The 14,082-nt window shown below is 71.8% G+C and carries 13 protein-coding genes; 4 read left to right on the forward strand and 9 right to left on the reverse strand.

Annotated elements, in window-relative coordinates; translation table 11 throughout:
* Positions 1-676: 676 nt before the first annotated feature.
* From OG852_RS49105 to OG852_RS49115, 3 genes are read right to left on the reverse strand one after another with little or no spacing between them, the layout of a single operon-like run.
* Positions 677-1,297, reverse strand: coding sequence for a hypothetical protein (locus OG852_RS49105; protein ID WP_330351645.1), 621 nt, complete (start codon positions 1,295-1,297; stop codon positions 677-679).
* Complete coding sequence (locus OG852_RS49110; RefSeq protein WP_330351646.1) at positions 1,297-5,340, reverse strand: type II toxin-antitoxin system prevent-host-death family antitoxin; 4,044 nt, start codon at positions 5,338-5,340, stop codon at positions 1,297-1,299. Before OG852_RS49110 ends, OG852_RS49105 begins: the two co-directional genes overlap by 1 nt.
* Positions 5,253-6,062 carry a hypothetical protein gene (locus tag OG852_RS49115; RefSeq protein ID WP_330351647.1) on the reverse strand — a complete coding sequence of 270 codons (810 nt, stop codon included), beginning with the start codon at positions 6,060-6,062 and terminating at the stop codon, positions 5,253-5,255. Before OG852_RS49115 ends, OG852_RS49110 begins: the two co-directional genes overlap by 88 nt.
* 369 nt (positions 6,063-6,431) lie before the next feature.
* Between OG852_RS49115 and OG852_RS49120 the strand changes: the two genes are divergently transcribed.
* Entirely contained in the window at positions 6,432-6,668 is a 237-nt protein-coding gene (locus OG852_RS49120) for a hypothetical protein (RefSeq protein ID WP_330351648.1), read from the forward strand.
* A gap of 234 nt (positions 6,669-6,902) precedes the next feature.
* Here the strand turns inward: OG852_RS49120 and OG852_RS49125 are convergent, their stop codons facing one another.
* The 6 genes from OG852_RS49125 to OG852_RS49150 form a co-directional block, all read right to left on the reverse strand.
* Positions 6,903-7,286 (reverse strand): hypothetical protein, encoded by a 384-nt coding sequence (locus OG852_RS49125; RefSeq protein WP_330351649.1) that lies wholly within the window; start codon positions 7,284-7,286, stop codon positions 6,903-6,905.
* Between the two features lie 1,170 nt (positions 7,287-8,456).
* Positions 8,457-9,194, reverse strand: a complete 738-nt coding sequence (locus OG852_RS49130) for a hypothetical protein (protein WP_330351650.1) — start codon at positions 9,192-9,194, stop codon at positions 8,457-8,459.
* A gap of 34 nt (positions 9,195-9,228) precedes the next feature.
* Positions 9,229-9,813: a hypothetical protein gene (locus OG852_RS49135; RefSeq protein ID WP_330351651.1), complete on the reverse strand. Its 585-nt coding sequence runs from the start codon at positions 9,811-9,813 to the stop codon at positions 9,229-9,231.
* A gap of 176 nt (positions 9,814-9,989) precedes the next feature.
* Entirely contained in the window at positions 9,990-10,460 is a 471-nt protein-coding gene (locus OG852_RS49140) for a DUF5949 family protein (protein ID WP_330351652.1), read from the reverse strand.
* Positions 10,457-10,858 (reverse strand): ATP-binding protein, encoded by a 402-nt coding sequence (locus OG852_RS49145; protein WP_330351931.1) that lies wholly within the window; start codon positions 10,856-10,858, stop codon positions 10,457-10,459. The genes OG852_RS49140 and OG852_RS49145 overlap by 4 nt, the downstream gene beginning before the upstream one ends.
* An 8-nt stretch (positions 10,859-10,866) precedes the next feature.
* Entirely contained in the window at positions 10,867-11,292 is a 426-nt protein-coding gene (locus OG852_RS49150; RefSeq protein WP_330351653.1) for a hypothetical protein, read from the reverse strand.
* A gap of 155 nt (positions 11,293-11,447) precedes the next feature.
* On the opposite strand from OG852_RS49150, the gene OG852_RS49155 reads away from it, so the two are divergent.
* From OG852_RS49155 to OG852_RS49165, 3 genes are read left to right on the forward strand one after another with little or no spacing between them, the layout of a single operon-like run.
* The gene (locus tag OG852_RS49155) at positions 11,448-12,551 is read left to right on the forward strand and encodes a helix-turn-helix domain-containing protein (RefSeq protein ID WP_330351654.1); all 1,104 of its coding nucleotides are present in this window, start codon (positions 11,448-11,450) and stop codon (positions 12,549-12,551) included.
* Between the two features lie 17 nt (positions 12,552-12,568).
* Positions 12,569-13,234: a YdcF family protein gene (locus tag OG852_RS49160; RefSeq protein WP_330351655.1), complete on the forward strand. Its 666-nt coding sequence runs from the start codon at positions 12,569-12,571 to the stop codon at positions 13,232-13,234.
* 19 nt (positions 13,235-13,253) lie between these two features.
* Positions 13,254-14,009 carry a WbqC family protein gene (locus tag OG852_RS49165; RefSeq protein WP_330351656.1) on the forward strand — a complete coding sequence of 252 codons (756 nt, stop codon included), beginning with the start codon at positions 13,254-13,256 and terminating at the stop codon, positions 14,007-14,009.
* The last annotated feature ends 73 nt before the right edge of the window (positions 14,010-14,082 follow it).

A 14,082-nucleotide genomic window follows, 5' to 3' on the forward strand; every position in this document is an offset into this window, starting at 1 on the left:
TGACGCGCCGTCACTACGCGACGGAAAGTTGTAACGTCGCTCCGCGACTCAAGAGCGCTGGCTAGGTGGAGGGGTGGCGCTCCGGGGGATGCCGTTACATCTTTTGGGAGAGCTGAGCGGCGTGCGCGGTGCCGGCCCGCGTACTGCGGAGCTCGCCCTACCGGCCATCCCTGGGGGCCCAGTAGTGGCCTGTGTAGACGTGAGCCGGGTAGCCCTTGCTGGTGCGCTCCACGTGGCTCGTGTAGGTGTCGGATCCGCACTTGCACATCGTGTCGGGCTCCCGGTGTCGGCGTCTTGTGTACCTAATTATGTCACGTGGTTGTGTACCGCGCAAGTTCTGTAACGGTGACTCATCGTTACAGCCCCTCTCTCCTAGAGGTCTAGACCTCTAGACAATTCTAGCAATTGGAGCAGCGGGCTAGCGGGGCGATACGCGTTGATTATGTACCTGAGTTTGGGAAAGGCGTTACGTTATCACCGCTGTTGCCGGGGTGAATATGTATGTACCGGCCTTCTCTGCTGTCTGAATTCTCATCCTGGAGCGTGGCGAATTGCTAGGTCTGTCTTTCGTGCTTTCCGGTGGTGAGGTCTTTCTACAGCGCAAGGCAGAGGGTGAGGAGGGCGCCGGGGGTGGGAATTTGCGGGCCGGCCGGTTGGAGGCGGCCGGCCCGGCCGGTCAGGCGCCGAGGCCGATGTGGGCGACGTAGGTGTAGGCGCCCCAGTCGGAGTCGAGCTCGCCGATGATGTCGTCCCAGATCTCTTCGAGCCCGGCGATGTCGCCGGCGACGAAGGCGTCGACCGCGTCGTCCCAGATGTAACGGACTTGGAAGCGGCGTACGCGCAGGTTGCTGCGGCGCCGCGGTGCCTCGACGACGTCCTGGTTGATGGGGTGGATCTCCACTTCGGTGCCGTGGCCGCCGCGGTTGAGGTGCTGTTTCAGGGCGCCGGGGTTGTTGAGGATGTTGTTGGCGCGCAGGTTCCAGTAGGCGGTGTCGATCGCTTCCTGGTTCTCGGGGCGGGGGTGTTGGGTGCCTCTGGTCCAGGCGCGGATGGTGGGGCGGGTGGCGGTGATGCCGGCTTCGGCCATGGCCTGGGCGCCGCCGCCGGTGGTGGTGAGGTAGTTCATGCGGGCCATGAGGCCGCGGCGGGTGCTGGCGGGGGACCTGATGCCGCCGTGGATGATCATGCGTTCCAGGGCGTCTTCGAGGGCGCGGCCGAGGGCGTATTTGCCGTGGATGTTTCCGGGGTCGCGGTTGGCCCCGTATGTTCCGAAGTTTTTCCATCCGTCGGTGGACATCAGGCGGTGGTCTTCCTCGGCAGGGTGTACTGGTTCTTGAGTTTCATTTCGGCGGGGCTGCGGCCTTCGGTGAATACGTTACGCCAGTCTCCGCCGGTGACGTGGAGTTCGTCCGTGCCGCGGACGCGGACGACGGTGAGGCCCTTTTTGTGGGCGCGGTGGGCTTTGTACCAGAGGTTGGCGAATGCCTGGGAGCGGATGATGTGCATCCACTCGGGTCGGCGGATTTCGAGGTTGGCGTTGGATTCGCCGAGGGTGGAGGTGAATTTGGAGTACATGGCTTTGATGTATTCGACGGCCACGGTTCCGTCGGCGTATCCGGCGGCTTCGCGTTCCAGGGAGGTGTGGCGGGCTTCGGTGAGGACGCGGCGGAATTTCTCCAGCAGGCCTTCGCTGGCGCCGCTGGTCCAGCTCTCGGCGATCACCGGCTGGTCGCACAGGTCGTAGCGGGCGCAGCGGATGAGGAGGCGGATGGTGGCGTCGGTGAGGACGACGGGGCCCATCTCGCGGCGGTTGCCGATGGGGTCGGGGAGGTGGGGGTGGTGCCAGGTGGGGCGCTGGGTGAGGAGGTGGACGCCGGAGAGTTTGGGGTCGAAGCCGCCGTGGGGGTTGTGCCTGAGGGCGCCGATGGGCAGGTGGGTCTTGAAGGCGGCCATGAAGGAGGCGTTGGTGTCGAGGGCGTCGACGGTGACGGGGTCTAGGGCGCCGGTGTTGAGTTGGTCGGTGAGGTGGGTGTTGGTCCAGTTGTGGCGTCCTTCCCAGATTTCGTCTGAGCCGTCCTTGGTCTTTTTGCGGAGGATTTCGAGGAGTTCTGGATAGACGGTGTGGTCGTAATTCGAGCCGACGCGGGTTTCTTTGAATAGGGCCATGGCGTCGGGCACGGCCTTTTTCACCAGGGCGGCGGTGGCGGCTTCGACGTCGCCGCCGTGCTCTTGGAGGGCCTGGTCGACCGCGCGGGTGATCTGGCCGGTGTAGTGGGAGTAGTCGCGGCCGGCGTAGGTGCCGCTGCTGGCGGTGGTGCGCGGCGGCTGGGTGTGGTGCGTCGCGGGGTCGCTGGTGGTGGTCGCGGGGGCTGGAGTGGGCTGTGGTGCGGGTGTGTGCGGAGTGCTGGTCGGCTCGCTGGTTGCGAGGGGTGTGGAGCGGCCGGGGACGGCTACGGGCGGCCAGGCGGAGGCTCCGGGCGCGGCGGGGGCCTGGGGGGTGGGGTCGGTGGCGGTGTGCTCGGGTGGTTCGGGGTCGTGGGCGTAGGGGTCGAAGTCGGTGGGGTCGGTGAGGCGGGCGTGGGCGCGGTCGGCGTAGAGGGTGAGGGTGGTCTGGAGGCCGAGGTCGCGTTCGGTGATGGCGAGTTGGACGCGGTGGTGGGGGTGGTCGGGGTCGGGGGTGAGGTGCAGGACGGTGTCGAGGCCGAGGGTGTTGATCAGGTCGGGGTGGTCGGTGTCGAGGGCGGCGAGGACCGGGAGGTGGTGGGTGCGGGCGAGGTGGGCGAGGGTCTGGGCGGCGTCGCGGAGGCGGGGGCCGGACAGGGGCAGGTGGGGGTCGTCGGCGGCCTGGAGGCGGTCGACGACGAGGAGGGCGGTGCCGGTGAGGTCGGTGAGGGTCTCGGCGATGGCGGCGGGGGTGAGGTCGGTGCCGTCGTCGATGTAGAGGGGGGCGGCTGCCAGGTCGTGGTGGAGGGCGGCGACGTCGGCCTGTTCGGTGTCGGTGAGCTGGCCGGCGCGCAGGCGGCGGTAGTCGACGGGGAGGTGGGCGGCGACGATGCGGGCGGCGATGTCGGCGCGGGTGAGGCCGGAGGCGGCGTAGAGGACGGGCTGGTGGTGGTCGAGGGCGGTGGTGCGGGCTGCGGTGGTGGTGAGGAGGCTGCCGCCGGTGCCGGGGGTGGCGGCGACGAGGTAGAAGCGGCCGGGCTGGAGGCCGCCGAGGGCGTGGTCGAGGCTGGGGATGCCGGTGGGCAGGCCGCGCGGGGATGGGACGGTGTCGGTGGGGTCGGTGTCTGGGGTGGTGGGGGCCAGGACGGTGTCGAAGGCCTCGCCGAGGGGGGCGAGGCGGCGTGAGGGGCGTGGTGCGGCCGGGACGTCGGTGTGGGCGGGGGCGGTGTCGGTGGGGGGTACGTGGTGCAGGGCGGCGGCCGCGGGGGTGTCATCGGTGGTGTCGGGCGCGGTCTTCGGGTCGGCGGCCGGGGTGACGGGGGCCGGGTGGGGGCGCTGTTCGGCCGGGGTCGGGTCGTTCGGTGCGGCCGACGCCGGGGCGGTGTCGGCCGCGGTCGTACGGGTGGGCTGGGGCGACGGTGCTGGTTCGGCGCCGGTCGGGGCGGGACCGGCGGGCTCCGCGAGGGGGGTGGGCCCGGTGGGTGGGACGGCAGCGGTGGCCGGGGGCGCCGCGTTGGCGGGGGTGGGGGTGGTCGGCGGGTGGGGGGTGCCGGTGGGGGTGGCCGGGAGCAGCACGGCGACGGGGGTGGTGTGGCGGCGCAGGACCTGGGGGTGGCCCTGGGCGGCTTCGTGGATGAGGTCGCCGAGTTTCTTGCGGGCGTCGGCGATCCCGTGGGCGGGAGCGTGCTCGAGGTCCCAGCCCAGGGTGGTGGCGGCGTGGGGGGTGGTCAGAAGGGCGTGGTCGGTGTCCTCGCGGGTGAGGGGGGTGGGGGTGCCGTCGGCGGCGGCGCGGATCAGGTCGGGCAGCGCGGCGCGGGCCTGGTGGAGCGTGGCGGGGGTCTTGCCCGGGACTGCCTTGGTCTTGCCGGGCGGCGGGGCCGGTTGGGATGTGGTGGTTGCAGGCTGGTCGGAGTCGGCGGCGGGCGCCGGCGCGGCGGGCGCCGTCGGCTTCGCGGCGCCGGGGGTGGGCGGTCCGGCGGCCTGGCCCGGGGCGGAGAGTGTGGTCGGGGCGGGGCGCGCGGTGGCAGGTTCCGGGTTGGCGTCGGGGCCGGCTGCGGACGGTGAGGCAGTCGCCCCGGGGTCGGGAGCGAGCGGCGCCGGGGCGGGGGCGTTCGGGCCGTCAGCCGGGGTGGAGGTGGGGGTGGGGGTGGGGGTGGGGGTGGGGGTGGGGGTGGGGGTGGGGGTGGGGGTTTCTTCGCCGGCCGGGTCCAGGTGGTGGTGCAGGAGCACGCACGAGCTCAGGCTCGCCAGGGCGGGACGTTGAAGGACGTCGTCGAGGCGGTCGTCGCCGCCCAGGACCAGCGGGAAGTTGTCGGCCGACCACAGGTCGTACAGCATGCGCAGGGCGGCGGTGGGCAGTTCGTGGGCCTTTGGCACGATGACCAGCCGGGAGGCGCGGCGCAGTTCGGCGGCGATCAGGTCCTCGGTGGCCCGCAGCGTGCCGGGCTGTGGCATGCGCTGGTCCAGATCGAGCTGTACGAACAGGTCGCGGACCAGTGAGGAACGGTCCTTGCCGCCCGTGTGCACGGCTGGAAGGTTCGGGGGGCTGGGAGTGCGGGTGAGGGCGGTGTGCACGGTGGTGGCGTCGGGGCCGGTGACGGTCAGGATGGCGCGGGCCTGGGCGATCTCCCGTACGTGATCGGCCAGTTCTTCGCCGTGGGCGGTGCCGGCAGGGTCCAGGGTGGTCCGCGGGTCGTCGGCGGCCGCGGGGTCGGCGGGTGCCGGGCCGGCGGGCGGGGAGGTGTCGGCCGGTGCCGGGGTGGTGGCGGGCTCGGCGGGTGCCGGCTGTGACGGTGAGGGGAGGGGGTCCTGCTGCTCGGCCGGAGTTGTACCGCTCGGCGCGGGGGTGCCCGGGGAAGTCGGCGCTACGTGGTGCCGGAGGGTCACGCGGGAGTTCAGGCTCGCCATGTCCGAACGCGACAGGAGAGTGGCGAGGTTGGTGTCGCCGATCAGGACCAGCGCGAAGTTCTCGCGCGCCCACAGGCTGTAGAGCAGTTGGAGGGCGGAGGAGCGCAGGCCGGGGGCGGCGGTGGCGATGATGAGGCGGGGGGCTCGCTTGAGTTCGGCGACGATCAGGTCCTCGGCGTCTTTCAGGGCGTGGGGCCGTCGCTGTCGGCGGCCGAGGCCCAGCTGCGTGTAGAGGGCGCGGGCCAGGGAGGCGCGGTCTGCGCCGGCCACGGACACAGCCGGCTGGCCTGCGGGCAGGTGCTGGGCGAGGGCGGTGTGGGCGGTGTCCGGGTGGGGGGTGGTGAGGACCAGGACGGTGCGGTGTTCGGTGATCTCGTGCAGGGCGCCGGCCAGTTCGTCGGCGGCCAGTTCGTCGGCGGCCGGAAGGGGTGGGGTGCCTCCTCGACGGCGCCGCCCTCGGGCCCGGCGGCCGAGACCGTGTCGGGAGCGGCAGCGGGATCGGGAAGGAAGCCGTCGGCGGACTCCGGCGCGGCGGTGGGCTCGGCCGGGACGGCTGCGGGAGCAGCCGGGGTGGAGGCGGGGGCCGGGGCTGTGGGGGGCTGCTCGGCCGGGGCCTTCCCGCTCGCTCCGGCCCGCGCGGCCAGGGCGGGGCGCAGGTAGTCGACGACGACCTGCTGCAGCAGCGCGTAGGCCCGCCCGGCGCGGTCGCTGGTGGGACCGCCGAACGCGGCACGGGGGGCAATGAGCAGCACGTGCCAGTGAGCGCCGGTCGTACGCATCTTCGCGGCGGCACTCAGCGCCAGGCGCAGCGGGCGGCCGGACTTCTCCGCCAGCCCCCCGCGCGCCGGGTTCACCAGACCATGAGCGGGCACGGACAGGTTCTGACGCAGCGCGAGCGGCACACTCCCCCACACCGGGTCGTCGGCGGGCGGCAGCAGCAGGCCCGTAGCTGCCCCGGTCTTGGCGGCGGAGACGGAACGCGAGGAGGACACGGGCAACTCCAGCAGAAGCAGAACGGGGGCGGAGCGGGCCGCCGCGTCGCGGGCGGGCGGGCGGGCGGCCAGGGCCGGCGGAGGACAGGCGCGCAGCGGTCGGCCACACGCCGCACAGGGGTGTAACGCCTTGAGGGTGAGTCTAGCGCTCCGGTACATAACCGGGGACGGTTTGTGTAACGCGTGGGGGTGGGTGAGGTGGGCGGTGTGGTGACGCGACCGCGGTAGGCCGACGGCCGGACGCAGGGCGGGGGGTGAGGCGGAGGGGAAGCCGTGGCTCGTGCCGGGGGCCGGGCGGGCCGGGGCCGTGGACGCCGCCCGCGCACGGATCCTGGCCGGACCCCAGCCCCCGCCCCGGGCGGGATACCCGTGCAGATCGCCGAACGGGCCGAGACCCGGCGCACGCAGGACACGGACGTGCGCCACTGGATCAAGGACGAGGACGATCTCGACTGGTACCAGCGGCATCAACGCGACGAGGAAGAGCCCGAGGAGCGGCGGACAGCCGTCTGGGTCGACGACTCATCGACGACGAGCACGAGGAATCGCACCAGGTGCGACCCCCGTCCGGGACGGGGCGGGACCTGCGCGCCGAACTCGCCGTGATCGCCGCGCGGGCCGGCCCGGCAGGCGAGAGCGGAACACGGCGCTGACGAGTTCGCCGGGCTGTCTCCCGGCGGGGCATCGACGCGGGGTGGAGCAGCTCGCTGGGCTCGTAACCCAGAGGGGTTCCGGAGCCCGCACCGCTGTCGCCGCGACATGCCGTGATCACGCGCGAGCCGGAACTCGTTCGACAGCGGCCCCGGCGCCGCGCAGGGAGTTCACCAACGGACCAGCAGGTCAGGCGCCAGGCTCCCCCTGGTCCTCGTCAAGGACGAGTACCGCGTGTTCCTGATGGAGGTAGCCGCGCGGATCGGCGTCCCATCGCCCATCGGCGGCCGCAACGGGGCCGCGGCCGGTGCCGTGCCCGCGGTCCCACTCCAGCAGGCCGAGGGCGGCCAGATCGGCGTCGACCTCCCCGGCCGCGGCGAAACCGGTCTCCCGCTGGAGGGGATCGGCCCGGTCGGCGAGAGCGGCGCGGCGCAGCAGATAGCGGCGCTGCGACGGCCCGTCGACCGCACCGTCGCGTAGCGCCTGCCTGGTCAGGTCGTTGCCCAGCTGTTCGACGGCGTAGGTCTCGTGCAGCAGGGCACGCCACGCGTCACTGTCGGCCTGACGGGTCATCGGATCCTTCCAACACGAGGGCAGGGCGAAGCCGGTACCCATGATGGCGACTGCATCCGCGGGGCGGGTACGGGTTCTGTTTGTCGCCGTCCCTCCGCCTGCTGTGCCACGCGCCAGCGCGCGGCACCAGGTGTTCAGCGTTTTCCTCGTCCAGCGCCCGGGCGAGGGCGGGAACGGACGACACGCGGCACGGCAGAGGGCCAGTGACCTCGGTACCGACCGCAGGGCGCAGCCACGGCACCGACCGGGACGGCCGGCGGGGAGCCGCACGGCGACGGGCGAGAACCCGACGGGCTGAGAACTCGACGGACCCGGCGGGGCCGGACAACGGACCGGCGGACAGCGGACGGCGCGGCGCGCCGGACGGCGGCCGGGGCGGCGGCGGACGGGCGGGGACGGCCGTGGGCCGCAGGCGGCGGGAAACGGGAGGCTTCCGCGGATACCGCGGCGGGCGGGAGCCGGACCGCGGCGGGCGGGAGCCCGGCTGCACAGAGACCCGGGGGCGCGGGCGACGCGGGCCCGGCAGGGACGGGAACGGCAGGCGGCGACGCCACGAGGACGGCCGGGACGGGCACTGTTCGGCGTTGTTCACTGAACAACGCCGAACAGTGCCGAACAACCCACCCCCCGGCAGCGGGCGCACGCGACCGGCGGGCGCAGGGCCGGGACAACGGGGTCGCGGCGGACGCGCACGCGGCGCGGGACGGCGGGCGGGAGCCCGGCGACACGGCCGGGAGCGAGGAACGGGCAACGCGCGCGGGACGGCGGGCGGCACGGCACGGGACGCCCGACACAACCGCGGCCGGACACGGCCGGGGACGGGCGGCGCGGGCCAGCCGTGCGGCGCGGGGCGTACAGCAGCGCTGCCCTGACACGGCGCCACGGGACCATGGCGGGCCGGATACCCGGCGACGCGTCCCCACCGGCGCAGCGACCGCGGCAGCATGGGGACAACGCCCGGGACGGGCCGCGGCGCAGGGCGCGGGGACAGGCGGGCCGGGGACCGGGGACGGGCAGCCGACAGCGCAGCCCGGCCGGGGGGCACGGGTGCGCGGCGCGGGCTGACACAGCGGCGGCCGAGGCGCGGCGCGGGCTGACCGCAACGGGCCGCTGGTACGCGCTGACGCCCCACAGGCGGCTGGTCCGTGGGGCGTCCAGATGTGGTGGCGGTCAGCCCTGCAGCATGGCCTTGAGGTCGCCCAGGCTCAGCTCGTTCGTGCCGCGGTCGGCCGCGCTGCTCTGCGTCCAGTTGAGGATCGCGGGATGGGCATCCTCGCGCGAGTACGAAGTGCCGACGGCCGTGTTCTGGCCGTCGGTGTCGGCGAGCTGGGTGAGGTAGGCGGCCAGGGCGTGCGGTCCGCCGCCGCCGTAGCCGACGCCGTACCCGTGGCCCTCACGCTGCGGAAGGATGGACAGGTCCCCCTTCTCCGTCCGCGCCCAGAACAGGCTGCGGCCGGTGTGGAAGCGGCTGAAGGTGTCGCCGGGGCGCAGGGCGAGCGGAGCGAACGTCTTGTAGCTCCACTGGTCCGTGCCGCCCTCGCCTCGGTGCTTGAAGTGCTTGCCGACGACGGGCAGCCCGAACTCGGGGTCGTAGAAGGTCCGGCGGCACACGCAGCCCGATCCGGAGACCGCCGACGGGCTGCTGGCGTCCTCCGTGACGCACGGGTCGAACAGGGTCGGGATCTTCGTCGGCTCCACCAGCAGGCAGTGCATCGCGTTCGGCTCGCACCGCACCAGCCTGCTCAGCCATTCCTGGAAGTGCGGTGTCACGGTCTGCTGCGCCTCGATGTCCACCTCGGCGTTCAGCGACGACGAAGCGACACCGAGACGTGCCTCGGTGTAGAGGACGAAGTGCATGAAGCCGTTCGTCGGGTCGGTCAGGTTCAGGTCGACGGGCTCGTAGGTCACGTGGCACTCCAATGCAGGCTGCTCGGGCGGCGGGTCAGAAGACGCGGTGTTCGGGGCGCAGGGTCAGGCCGCCGTACAAGAACTGCTCGGCATCGTCCGGTCCGAGGCCAAGGGCGCGGCAGACGGCAAGCCCTTCGGCGTCGCGGACGAAGGCGAGCAGGATCTTGCGGCTGGCGGGGTCGGCCACGGTCCGGCGGGCGGCTTCGATGGTGTGGGCGACGCAGCCGGTGGTGCCGTCTTCCACAATGTCCCGGCGGGTGTGCTCGTCCCAGACGTTGAGCTGGAGGTTGGCACCCTCCGTGGAGCAGTCCTCCTTGGAGTCAGCCCCCAGGACGCAGCGCCCGAGCAGCGCGGCGTGGGCGTGCCTCTGAAGGTAGACGACCTTCTCCAAGACCTCTGCGACGGACTTCTCCAGATTCCTCTGGATCATTTCCCGGGGCATGATCTGGACTTCCGAGCCCGAGGACCTTGCCCTGATGAGAAGCGCCGACACGTTCTTGGCGAGGTCGTCGGCCATGCTGAGCAGGCCCGCCACGTTCACGTCGCCGTGCTGGCGGGGCGGGGGCAATTCGTTGGGGTAGCTGTCGAGCGGATCCAGCGGTTCGTGCAGGTCGGTCAAGGTTCCTCCCGTGCCAAGTGCCAACGCCTTGATTCTCGGGCCGGGTTGTCCGTGCTCGCGGATGAAGTCGCAGATCGGCCACGTCTGGCCGGTTGGCGCCCCTTGGCAATCGTGCCCCTCCACTTCAAGGACGTCGGCTTCCTTGAGGCGCCGCTGCGGTGCGGCACCATGTGGATTCAGCGGGTACGGGCGCGGCCGAACAGCAGCCGGTCTGCGGCGAGCGCCGCATCCAGGTACACGTCGACCCGCGCGGCGTCGGCGGTCTGCGGAAGCGGGTCCAGTCCCAGGAGCAAGACCGCCTCTCCGTTGTGCGCGACCAATTCGGTCCAGGGTCGGCGCGTGGGGAGCCGCAGCTGGCGGGAGACGCCGGGTACGTGCAGCAGCACATGGTCGCCTACGATCTGCAGGCAGCGCTCGAGCTCCGGGACGACGTCCCGGGCGTCAGCCAGGCCACCCAGGCTGGCGGAAAGTCGCCGCATCCGGGCCTCGGCCGTCTCGGCGGTGGCCTGGCCGGCCAGGGTCGAGGCGCAGGTGATCAGGATGTGCGCGGCTTCCCGACCGTCCGGGCGGGCGCCGGGCCAGGTCCAGGCGGCAAGGGACACCAGCAGCCGCAGGTCAGGGCCGAGCGGGTTGAGAAGGACACTCATGCTGTCGTGCCTCCCGTGGCCTTGAAGCAGCACCAGATGATCTTCCCGGACGGGGTGCGGTCCTGAACTCCCCAGCCATCGGCGAGCGCGGCCACCAGGATCAGCCCGCGTCCGGAGATGTCCGTGTCGGAGGCGTGCCGAGCCTCAGGGCGCCGGCGGCGGCTGTCGTGCACTTCCATGCGCACGGCTTCCTCCTCGGCGTCGAGCTTGACCAGGAAGCCGTGACCGGGAACGGTGCCGTGGACCACGGCGTTGGTGGCGAGTTCGGAGACGCAGAGCCGGATGTCCTCGACACGGTCCGGCAGGTCCCAGTCGTCCAGGGCCTGGGTGGTAAAGGACCGTGCCTGGCTGACCGACTCAGGCCGGGCTTCGAAGAACCGTTGGGTCGTCTTGGCCATCATGGTCCTCATGACTCGGCGTCCAGGACGCGGGTGGTGCCGGGGTGGCGGCGGACGGGACCGCTGCGAGAGACGGCGTGGTGGGGGGCACGGGGCTTGCGGACCAGCAGCAGCCGCGAGCCGGTCGCCTCGATCCGCCGCCCGCGTTCGGCGGCTATGGCCTTCGGTCCCAGGTGCGACATGGCCGGAGCGAGAACGCCGTAGACGTCCGGCAGCGCGAGCACGTCCAGCAGCCCGGTGAACGCCGCCGAGGCGGGCCCGGCTGTGGCGTCGCGGTCGGTGAAGACGCCGGACAGCTGCAGTTCGTGACTGCGGCAGTACTCGGCGAGTGAGCCGACCAGAGCGTCCTGCCGCGCTTGGGAGACCCGCACCAGCCGCAGGAAGCCGTACACGACCAGGCCGTTAACCGGGCGATGCTCGGTGAGGGGTTCCATGCTGGTGACCGTCCAAAGGCTCGACAAAGAAGGGGACGCTCTGAGCGTGGCCGCTCCCCAACTCCTCGCCAACCACCGGCCGTTCTACTTCCGTTCCACTTCTGTCCCGCCGACCGGGCGGATCTGCTTCGATGACCGGTGGAAGGGAGTGACGCGTGGCGACCGTGCACCACTGGACCGGCCTGGAGGCCAAGGCCCTGCGGACCGCCCTGCGCCTGAGCGTGCGGGCCTTCGCCCAGCAACTCGGCCTGGCCGTCGCGACCGTGTCCAAGTGGGAGAGCAAGCTCGCCGACACCGAGCCCCGACCCGACACGCAGGCCATCCTCGACACTGCCCTCAGCCGCGCGGACGCCGCCGTCCACCTGCGGTTCGAAACGCTCCTGTCCGAGATGACCAGCACCGGGCCGAGCGCCGGATGGCACCGCATCACCGCCTCCGGCCCCAGAGCCTGGGAATACGAGAGCTGGGTCGACGACCTCGACCGGGTCGTCGTCGCCCTGTCCCGGCAGAACTTCACCTTCGCCGACAGCCTCCTGAACCGATGGCTCACCCGCTTCAAGGCACCTGAACTGGACGACAAGGGCCTGTATCTCTTCGCCCGGTCCACCGCTCTGCTCGGCGATCTCAAACGCGACCAGGGCGCCGTGCTCGGCCCGCTCTCCGCCCACCACTCCTACGCCGACGCCCGCGCGGTCTTCACTCAGCTCGACATCCCTCGGCGCGTCGCCCAGCTCGACCTCTCCCTCGCGGTCGTCACTGAGATGTCCGGCAAGCTGGAGCTCGCCGCCCGCCACTACGAGACCCTCGCCGTCGACAACCGGCTCTCCCGGCGCGACCGCGCCCGCGCGAAGTTGTGGGTAGGCACCTCGCTGAGCAAGGACGGCCAGCACGACTACGCGACCCGCGTCATGCAGGCCGCCACCCGCGACTTCGAAGATCTGACCGAACCGGACGACTGGTCGGTGGCCCACCAGAAACTCGCTCTCGCCCGCCGCGGCGCCGGCGACCTCACCCAGGCCCTGCACTTCATCGACATCGCCCGCAGCAGCAGGACCACCGAGTCACCGATGCAACGCGTGCGACTGGACACCGCTCATGGCCACATCCTGCTCTCCGATCCGGCGACCCGGGATGATGGACACCTCGTCCTCGACCAGGCCGCCAAGGAGGCCGCGCAGTACGGACTCGTGCACCAACTGCGCAGCATCGAGGGCATCAAGGCCATGAGCGAGGGGCCGACCGGCCCCCGGCAACGGTGACCAGGGAGAACACAAACGTGAGCGACAACCAGCAGGCCATCACCGAGGACCAGTGGCGCCAGGCCAAGCTGATCTGGGACTACCACCAGATGCAGCACGAGCTGCGGCCCGCCGACGTGGCAATCGGACTGGGCAGCCACGACCTCGGCGTCGCCACGCACGCCGCCGGACTGTACCGCTCCGGACTCTTCCCGACCCTAGTGTTCACCGGCGGCAACAGCCCCACCACCACCAAGGTCTTCCCCCGCGGCGAGGCTGTCCACTTCCGCGAGCACGCCATCGACCTCGGCGTCCCCGCCGAGGCGATTCTGCTCGAGCCGAACGCGGCGAACACCGGGCAGAACATCACCCTGGCGCGCGAGGTCCTCGCCGCCGCCGGCATCCACCCCTTGACGGTGCTGCTGGTCTCCAAGCCCTACATGGAGCGGCGGTCGTTCGCCACCGCTCGCGAGCTGTGGCCCGACGTCGAGATCCTGTGCGCATCGGAGCCGCTGGAATTCGACGACTACCTGAAGTCCATCGGCGACGAGAAGCTCGTCCTGGACATGCTCGTCGGCGACCTCCAGCGGGTCATCGAGTATCCGAAGCTCGGATTCGCCATCGAGCAGGAAGTCCCGGAGGACGTGCATGCCGCGTACGAGTCCCTCATCCGCGACGGCTTCACCAGCCGCCTCATCTCGTGAACTGCCCGCCCCAGGCGGGTTGTGCGCGATCCACCAGCCGAATCTCTTTCCACGGCTGACCACGCTGGCCAAGCTGTTCGCGGCGGACTACTGGATCGTCCTGGACGATGTGCAGTTCACCCGCCGCGACTACCAGCACCGAGCCCGCCTCGCCGGCCTCGACGACCCGGCCCGCCAGCAGTGGCTGACCATCCCCACCCGCCTGCCCAGCGGACGGTCCACCCTCATCCGGGACGCGCTGATCGACGACGTGGTTCTCGCCCGCCGCAGGACTGCGGGCATGCTGCGCCAGCACTACGGGAGCAGCGCCCACTGGCCGGCCCTCGCCCGGGCCCTGGGCCCGGTGCTGGATGCCTTCGCCGCCGGACGGACCGCGACGGTCGCCGAGATATCCACCCGCCTCCTGCTGGACTTGCTCGGCTGGCGCGGAAAGATCATGGCCAGCAGCAAACTGCCCACCCGCCCGGGCCGCTCCCAGCGGCTCGCCGACCTGGCCGCCGCAACCGGTGCCCGCGCGTACCTGTGCGGGACCGGCGGCATGACCTACCTCGACCAGACCCCGTTCGCGGCTCAGAACATCGCCGTGGCACCGTTCAAGCTGCCGACAACCGGGACCTGGTCCACCGGCCGGCAGATCAGCGCACTGTGGACGCTGGCGGCGCTCGGCCCGCAGGGCATGGCCGCCCGCCTCCACGCACTCGCCGCGGCGCCCCGGACCATGCCGGATCCCGTACCTCTGACTGCGGCCGCCTCCTCGAGCACAGAGATGCACTGAACGTCATCCGTGTCTCGCCACCGTCATGGAGGTCCTCACCGAGCAGTGAGGTTCAGTCCGCAGCGGCCGGGAT

Origin of the sequence: Streptomyces sp. NBC_00582 (assembly GCF_036345155.1) — a bacterium.
In the GTDB taxonomy this organism is placed as follows: domain Bacteria; phylum Actinomycetota; class Actinomycetes; order Streptomycetales; family Streptomycetaceae; genus Streptomyces.

Excerpts from the sequence above, each read along its gene's own strand:
- OG852_RS49125 (WP_330351649.1), bottom strand. The coding sequence starts at position 7,286 with ATGACCCGTCAGGCCGACAGTGACGCGTGGCGTGCCCTGCTGCACGAG.
- OG852_RS49150 (WP_330351653.1), bottom strand. The coding sequence starts at position 11,292 with ATGGAACCCCTCACCGAGCATCGCCCGGTTAACGGCCTGGTCGTGTAC.
- OG852_RS49140 (WP_330351652.1), bottom strand. The coding sequence starts at position 10,460 with ATGAGTGTCCTTCTCAACCCGCTCGGCCCTGACCTGCGGCTGCTGGTG.
- OG852_RS49105 (WP_330351645.1), bottom strand. The coding sequence starts at position 1,297 with ATGTCCACCGACGGATGGAAAAACTTCGGAACATACGGGGCCAACCGC.
- OG852_RS49145 (WP_330351931.1), bottom strand. The coding sequence starts at position 10,858 with ATGGCCAAGACGACCCAACGGTTCTTCGAAGCCCGGCCTGAGTCGGTC.